Here is a 6,645-nt window from a genome sequence, read left to right on the forward strand (position 1 = left end):
TAACTACCGCCGTGCTGATGCGCCACGTAGCCCAAGCCGCCGCAGCCCAAAGCTAGGCTGCTCTTGGATGAAGATCGGGTGCCATGATAGGCGTCATGATAAGGGGCGGGGCAACACCGGGTTTCCAAAAGTTGACTTGAGAGAGCACGTCAGAGCGAGAAAGCCGGTATTCCCCCGCCCTTATTAAGTTCCCTCCCTCCGGGCCCGGCCGCAGGCGGCGGCTGGGCCCCTTTGCGAGAGAAATTCCCCAAAATTTGGGAATTATGCGTTGACATCTGCTCAGAACTGGGTAATATATCCTTTGCTGTTTCGACGTGCGCCGTTACCTCAGCTGGATAGAGGGACTGACTACGAATCAGTACGTCGGGGGTTCGAATCCCTCACGGCGCACCACTTACAGCACCAAGAACCCGCAACGACTGGCAGCAGCACGTGCGGTTTTTTTATTGGCCAAGGAAAGGAACGTACTTGAAGGTTCGAAAATCGAAACCTCACAGTAAGTAGTTCTCCTTCGGCTCCCTTGCTGCGGCGACCGGAGGACGGCTGCTCCGCTTAGTAAGGGACATCATCATGCTTTATCTCTCTCAAATGATGGGGAAACCCGTCACCGACGCCACGGGCGAAAAGATCGGCACGATCTCGGACCTGGCTATTTCCACCGGCGAAGTATTCCCCCGCATCACCAGCTTAGCCTTCCAAGGGCCGGGCAAGGTGCCGTTCATGATCTCCTGGCGCAAGTACGTCGAGGAGTTCGACGAAGACGGCATCATCCTCGGCGTGCCCGCGCACGACATCCGCTTCAGCTACCTGCAGCCCGACGAAGTGCTGCTCGCGCGCGACCTGATGAACCGCCAGATCGTGGACACGCAGGGCATGAAGGTCGTGCGCGTGAACGACCTCAAGCTGTCCGTTTCCGGCTCGCAGCTGCGGCTCCTCGGCGCAGAGGTGGGCACGCGCGGCATCCTGCGCGGACTGGCACCGTGGCTTGAGCGCGCCGTGGTGGCCGTGGCGCGCGCGTTCGGCAAGAAGATCGACGAGCAGATCATCGCTTGGAACTACATGGACCTGCTCGACCGCGACCTGTCCGAGGTGCAGCTGTCGGTCACGCACAAGCGCCTCGACGAGCTGCACCCCGCCGACGTGGCCGACATCTTGGAGCAGCTTGACCCCCAGCAGCGCGCCAATGTGTTCCAGCATCTTGACGACGCGCAGGCCACCGAGGCCATCTCCGAGATGGACGACGAGTACCAAGCCGACTTCATCGAGAACCTCGACACCAAGCGCGCCGCCGGCCTTCTGGGCAACATGGACCCCGACGACGCCGCCGACATCGTGCGCGATCTGTCCTACGAGAAGGCCGAGACGCTTTTGCGCCTCATGGGCATGGAGGACGCCACCGAGATCCGTCGCCTTCTGGGTTACAAAGACGGCACAGCCGGCGGCATGATGACCACGCAGTTCGTGGCCGTGCACGACGACGACACCGTGGGCGAGACGATCGAGGTGCTTCGCGAGCTGCCCGAAGACCATCCCACCGTGCACTATGTGTACGTGCTCAACGAGTACGACGAATTCGTGGGCGTGCTGAGCCTGCGCACCCTCGTGCTCACCGACGATTCCACGCGCGTGAGCGCCGTCATGTTCGACGACGTGATATCCGTGCCGCCGGACGAGACGGAAGAGGACGTGGCAGCCGACATCTTCAAGTACGACCTTCCCGCCATGCCCGTGGTGGACGAGCACAATATGATGCTCGGCATCGTCACCGTCGACGACGCCTGGGACGCCATCGAAGAGGACGTGAGCGGCGACAAAGCGAAGCTCACCGTGCTCAAAGGCGTGGGCATCGCCGTGGCAGCCGTGCTGTTCCTTGCGCTGTACACGCTCGTGCTGTTCCAGGTCATCGGCTATTCTTGGAGGTAGCCATGGTGATCAAGCGGCAGAGCGAATCGAGCGGACAGCGCGAATGGGGCACGTTCCAAACGGGACGTATCGAGAATGCGAAGCGCTCGACATCCGGCTCGCACAGAACTGAGGATCCGGCTTTGGCGTCTGCGGGCGCAACGGGCAAGCGCAACCAAAAAGCGCTCGCCCAACGCATCGAAAGCACGCCGGATGCGAAAGAGGCGAAACGCGCGGAACGCAAGGGGGGCATCGAAACAGATGCCCTCGCAACCGCGTCGGAGAAGAAGCCGAGCAAGCTGTGGCTCGTGCTGGCGGCGCTCGGCCCCGGCGTGGTCACCGCCATGGCCGGCAACGACGCCGGCGGCATATCCACGTACTCCACCGTCGGCGCGAAGTTCGGCTATGCGACCCTCTGGGTCATCCCCATCATGTGCGTGCTGCTCATCGTGGTGCAGATGACCGCCGCGCGCATGGGGGCGGTCACCGGCAAGGGCTTCGCTGCGCTCATCCGCGAGCGCTTCGGCATCCGGCTCACGGCGCTTGCCATGCTGGCGCTGCTCATCGGCAACGTGGCCACCACGTTCTCCGAGTTCGCGGGCATCGCAAGCGGCATGGAGATGTTCGGCGTGTCGAAGTACCTTTCCGTTCCCGTTGCCGCCGTGGCGGTGTGGCTGCTCATCGTGGGAGGCAGCTACAAGCGGGCAGAGAAGGTGTTCTTGGCGCTGTCGCTCGTGTTCGTCACGTACGTGGTGGCGGCTTTCATGGCGCAACCAGACTGGGAGAACGCGCTCGAGCACACCGTCGTGCCGCGCGTCATCGGCGAGACGAGCTTCATGTCGCTGGTCATCGCCATGATCGGTACCACCATCGCCCCTTGGATGATGTTCTTCAACCAGAGCAACGTGGTCGAGAAGGGCGTGTCGGTGAAGGACTTCTTCTCGCAGAAGGTGGACGTGGTGGCGGGAACCATCGCCGCATGCCTCGTGGCGTGGTTCATCATCGTCACCACCGGCGCGGTGCTGTTCCCTCAAGGCATCGAGATCGAATCGGCAGCCGACGCCGCGCGCGCGTTGGCGCCGTTCGCCGGGCACTACGCCGAGGCACTGTTCGCCATCGGGTTGATCGCCGCGTCGTTTCTGGCCGCCTGCGTGCTGCCGCTCACCACGGCGTTCGTCATCTGCGAGGCGTTCGGTTGGGAGGCAGGCGTGTCGTTCAAGTGGCGCGAGGCGCCGCTGTTCAAGAGCATCTTCACGTTCGTCATAGCGTTCTCGGCCGTAGTGGTGCTCGTGCCGAGCATCGACCTCATGGGCGTCATGCTGACCGCGCAGTTCGTGAACGGCCTCGTGCTGCCGGTGCTCTTGGTGTTCATGGCCGTCATCGCCGCGGACAAGCGCATCATGGGCGCGTACCGATCGCGAGCGATCTCGCGCACGCTCATCTGGCTGACCGTGGGCATCGTCACCGTGCTGACGGCGGCGTTGCTGGTCATGCAGGTGCTTGGCATCGGATGAGAGGGGCATGCGGCAATCGAATCGAGGCTTTGCGTTCTAACCGATGAGCCTGAAAGCTTCTCCGCTTCTCGTCTGTGTATCTGTGCGGCCTCGCCCTTTGCGCCCTTGCGGAAACGCGAAGCAGATGCGCCGTGTGAAGGGCAAGGCGATCGGACTATCTCGGATCTCGGCGAAGCCTCTGAAGCGGTTGCGATTGAGGGTTATTCGGCTTTGGCCGCCAAGCGACGGCTTTCTTCCTCAAGGCGCTTCGAGAGAAAAACGTACTTGCTCTCGCCATCGCGTACGCAATCCAGCATCATCTGCACCGTGATGCTGGACAAAAACGCGCTCATGCTTTCTCCCACCAGCTCGTAAGCCTCTTTGACTCCCTGCACCATGGCACCGTCCTTGCGCGCGTTGCGACGAGCGCGCGTCGACTGCTTGGCATCCTCGTCAAGCGCCTCCATGATCTCAAGCATGCTGATGCTGGCCGGCTCCTTCGCCAAGCGATAGCCGCCGTGCTTTCCCGGACGCGCCTCGATGATGCCCGCGTTACGCAGCAGTTGCGCAAGCTGGATAAGGTAGTCACGCGGAATGGACATGTCCTCGGCGATATCCTTCGACGAACAGGTGGTTCCCTGCGCAGCCAGGTACAATATGGCGCGCATACCGTAATCGGTCGATGCCTTCAGTTGCACTGCTGTCTCCTTACTCCGTCGTACCACCGGCCGAATTTCCGGTGACTTTTTCGATTATATATAAGTACACGAATCATTTTTCCCTTGATACAACAAAACGACGCTGAAGCAGCGTCGTTTTCCGCCTCCGACCCCCCAAACCAAGGGCCCGAGATTCAAGGTGGTTCGAGTGTACCTAATGAGGATCGATTATAGCAAGGTCAAAGACAGGTTTGCAGGTCAAATCGAATTGCAACGGTTACGTTTGCGCAATCTACCGGTGTTCGGAGCCTTGTGGAACCGAATGGTTACATCTGCTTCGATTCCAATATGCGCGGAGGTCGCCCGCCCTTGCACGCCGTCTTCCCATGCCCGAACGTTTCACGCAAAGCGCGCGGGCGCGGAAAGCGCGGCCTGTCGCCTCAAGCGCCCCCGATGATATACTTCCTTCCATGAACGAGAAAGCCCTTTTGCGTGCGGAAGTCCTCGCCCGACGCGACGCCATTCCCCTTGAAGAGCGCACTCGCAGAAGCGAGACGATTTGTCACGCCCTCGCACAGCTCGTGGCATCCTCTTGCGTCTGCGATGCCTACGCGGCAGACAGCGGCGCACCGGTCATCGCCGTGTACGCGGCCATGCGCAGCGAAGTAAACGTCGATCCGTTCGTGAGCGCCGCATATGCGCAAGGCTGGGTCGTGTGCTTTCCCTGCATGGTGCTCGACGACGGCGAGCAGAGGGCGTGCATGGAGTTCTACCGCGTCTCGCCCAGGCGCATGGCGCATGCGCGCGAAGCGTTCCTCTCCCACCCGTTGCGCCGTTTTTCCCGCGATGCGCTCGAAAGCGAAGGGTACGAGCCTGTCAACCCGCACGACCTCGACGTCGTCGCAGTTCCCCTTGTGGCGTTCGACGATGCAGGAGGCCGCTTGGGCTACGGAGGCGGCAACTACGACCGGCTGCTGCCCAGGCTGCGCCCCGATGCGCTCGCCGTGGGAGTGGCGTTTGAAGAGCAGCGCGTAGAGGCCGTCCCGCGCGATCCCCACGACGCCCTGCTGCCCCGCGTGGTGCGTGGCTAACCGCTAAAACGCCGCAACCTCGCCCCTCCTTACGCCGTCTGCATGCTCCGACATGTCAAACGGCGAAAGCGCAGGACGGGAACAGCGCTTCGGGCAGCGACCGCCCAACCACCGGCGCACCTCTCCCATCGCGCCGCATGCGCCGAACAGGATCGCGACCTCTTGAAGCAAACAAATGTTTCACGTGAAACATTCGGACCGCGCAGACAGGCGCAGGCGCACCGGGGATCGCCGCTCCCCTCGGACCAAAACACGCCGAGCCCCAAAAGCCCGCAAGATACCCGAAAGCGCAAAACGAGAGCGCGTCACCGAGCCAGCAGCGAGCATCCCGACGGCACGAGCCACAGCACGAAGATCAGGATGATCGGCCACAGGTGCGCCTTGGTCACCGCCGCGAACTCGCGGATGAACGCGGAGGGACGGAAATAGCGCGCCGTCTTGCTGCCCACGCCATCGGCGACAAGGCCGATCTTGTGAGCGTACTCAGCCGTGCGGAACACGTGGTAGTCGCTCGTCACCACGGCAGAACGGTACGACCCCGCGCCGGAGCGCGCGTCCATGATGGCCTTGCTGTTGCGCAGGTTCTCCATCGTGGTGGTAGAGCGGTCCTCCTCGATGATGGCGTCAGCGGGCACGCCGCGCTCCTCCACGAGGTACGTTTTCATCGCGAACGACTCGGGAACCTCTTCATCAGACCCCTGACCGCCCGAGACGATGATGACCGCGCGCTTGCCGTCGGCCTCCCACAGCTCCACGCCTTTGTCGAGGCGACCGGCCAGAAGCGGCGTCGGCTTCGTCCCCGAAAGCCCTGCGCCGTGCACCACGATGTAGTCGTAATCGCGGCGCTTCGGCAGCTTGCGGTACAACCACGAGTACAGAAGCAGCGCGGCGAACGTGAACGCCAGATACGACCCCTCCATCACCACCAGCAACGCGAGCGCGACGACGATTCCGGGAGCGGGCACCAACATGAGCCACGGCACGCCCACGCATATGGCGATGATGCCGAGCGCAAGGAACGCCGGCAGCAGATGCGCGAGGGAAAGCCCTTCGCGCCGCACCACCACAAAGGCGTTCGCCAGCAAAAACACCACGAGCGCCACCGTGCCGAAGGGCACGGATACGAATCCCAGCAGCACGAGCCATGGCAGGTTGAACTGAACGGACAGCCCCCACAACGCAAACAGGCACAGCAGCAGAAAGTATAGGGAATTGCGGAATTGGCGCGGCTCCTTGCGGTAATTCTTGATGAACAGGAGGCCGAACACCAAAGCGGGAAAGTATATGAACAGCAAGGTGAGAAACATCGGAGACTTTCGAGGCCTTCCAAGGAGTGAAACAACGTCAGGTGACAGTATAGCGTTCGTACCTGTTTCGTCGCCAAATTGTTCCCTGAACCCCGCTTCGGAGGGCCCTCTCCCCGCTTCCGAGCTCCCAAACTCCCCAGCCTCTCCCCGCCTCCCGCCTCCCGGCTTTCCGGCCCCCGGGCCCTCTCCCGAT

Annotated in this window: 5 protein-coding genes and 1 tRNA gene; 4 read left to right on the forward strand and 2 right to left on the reverse strand. The window is 62.2% G+C overall.

The annotated features are described in order from the left end of the window. Positions 1-316 precede the first annotated feature (316 nt). The 3 genes from C2L80_RS12720 to C2L80_RS12730 all read left to right on the forward strand — a co-directional run bounded on the left by C2L80_RS12720 (position 317) and on the right by C2L80_RS12730 (position 3,416). Positions 317-393, forward strand: a tRNA-Arg gene (locus tag C2L80_RS12720). 177 nt (positions 394-570) lie between these two features. Beyond that, positions 571-1,923, forward strand: a complete 1,353-nt coding sequence (locus C2L80_RS12725; RefSeq protein ID WP_087197961.1) for a magnesium transporter — start codon at positions 571-573, stop codon at positions 1,921-1,923. 2 nt (positions 1,924-1,925) lie between these two features. Continuing rightward, the gene (locus C2L80_RS12730) at positions 1,926-3,416 is read left to right on the forward strand and encodes an Nramp family divalent metal transporter (RefSeq protein ID WP_092196869.1); all 1,491 of its coding nucleotides are present in this window, start codon (positions 1,926-1,928) and stop codon (positions 3,414-3,416) included. A gap of 200 nt (positions 3,417-3,616) precedes the next feature. On the opposite strand, the gene C2L80_RS12735 is transcribed toward C2L80_RS12730, so the two are convergent. Further along, entirely contained in the window at positions 3,617-4,093 is a 477-nt protein-coding gene (locus tag C2L80_RS12735) for an RrF2 family transcriptional regulator (protein ID WP_087197959.1), read from the reverse strand. A 431-nt stretch (positions 4,094-4,524) separates the two neighbouring features. On the opposite strand from C2L80_RS12735, the gene C2L80_RS12740 reads away from it, so the two are divergent. Further along, entirely contained in the window at positions 4,525-5,145 is a 621-nt protein-coding gene (locus tag C2L80_RS12740; RefSeq protein WP_157941094.1) for a 5-formyltetrahydrofolate cyclo-ligase, read from the forward strand. 305 nt (positions 5,146-5,450) lie between these two features. On the opposite strand, the gene C2L80_RS12745 is transcribed toward C2L80_RS12740, so the two are convergent. Next, positions 5,451-6,452 (reverse strand): YdcF family protein, encoded by a 1,002-nt coding sequence (locus C2L80_RS12745; protein ID WP_087197955.1) that lies wholly within the window; start codon positions 6,450-6,452, stop codon positions 5,451-5,453. Positions 6,453-6,645 lie beyond the last annotated feature (193 nt).

The sequence above is a fragment of the Rubneribacter badeniensis genome (assembly GCF_002899695.1).
GTDB classification, from domain to species: Bacteria; Actinomycetota; Coriobacteriia; order Coriobacteriales; family Eggerthellaceae; genus Rubneribacter; species Rubneribacter badeniensis.

Bases quoted from the DNA above. Each gene is read 5' to 3' on its own strand.
- C2L80_RS12725 (WP_087197961.1), top strand. From the start codon at position 571: ATGCTTTATCTCTCTCAAATGATGGGGAAACCCGTCACCGACGCCACG.
- C2L80_RS12730 (WP_092196869.1), top strand. From the start codon at position 1,926: ATGGTGATCAAGCGGCAGAGCGAATCGAGCGGACAGCGCGAATGGGGC.
- C2L80_RS12740 (WP_157941094.1), top strand. From the start codon at position 4,525: ATGAACGAGAAAGCCCTTTTGCGTGCGGAAGTCCTCGCCCGACGCGAC.
- C2L80_RS12745 (WP_087197955.1), bottom strand. From the start codon at position 6,452: ATGTTTCTCACCTTGCTGTTCATATACTTTCCCGCTTTGGTGTTCGGC.